The sequence below is a fragment of the Mesorhizobium sp. BHbdii genome (assembly GCF_053848045.1).
Map to the genome: position 1 here is coordinate 1 of NZ_JBSPKX010000071.1, position 627 is coordinate 627.

Below are 627 nucleotides of genomic sequence, written 5' to 3' on the forward strand. Positions count from 1 at the left end.
GGTGAGCTTGCGGAAGCGTGGATCGGCGTCGAGCACTGCTGCCTCGGCATGGCTGCGCGTGTCGTTCCACAAGATGCAGGGGCGCAGCACTTTATCAGCCGAATCGAGCAAGGTCGCGCCGTGCATCTGACCGGACAGGCCAATGCCTTTCACCGCCGCGAATTGCCTAGGATGGGAAGCCTTGAGTTCGCCGATCGCGTCTTCGCAGGCGCGTATCCAGTGGGACGGATCCTGTTCGGACCAGCCGGGATGCGGCCGCGAAATGTCAAGCGAGCCATGGCCGGAGCCGACGACGGTCTGTCCGGCATCGATCAGCAGCGCCTTGACGCCCGACGTGCCCAGGTCGAGGCCGAGATACATGTCATCCTCCCATGCCATTTATTTTTTTCGGGTCTCGAAAAAATCTGGCTGAGCCAGTTTTTAAGGCAAGATCGGCTTGCGGTCAATTCTCTGACAAATCGGCCGCGCGTCGCGCAAGCAGCGCCGACAACGGACTGTCCGGCCGCGCCATCGAACGCTCGGCCGTGAGCGCCCCGGCGAGCGCGCGGTCACTGGCCCGCAAGGCCGCTTCGATCAGCGTCAGGTCGATGACGTCGCGCTGCGCGTGGCTGCCGCCGAAGCGGTTGG

At 63.8% G+C, this 627-nt stretch carries 1 protein-coding gene and 1 pseudogene; both read right to left on the reverse strand.

From position 1 onward, the window contains the following. A partial coding sequence (locus ACWTU8_RS31880) for an FGGY family carbohydrate kinase (protein ID WP_455851262.1) occupies window positions 1–360 on the reverse strand: 360 nt, incomplete at its 3' end. Window positions 361–442: 82 nt separating this feature from the next. Further along, window positions 443–627: pseudogene (locus tag ACWTU8_RS31885) on the reverse strand (tetratricopeptide repeat protein); the annotation flags it as partial.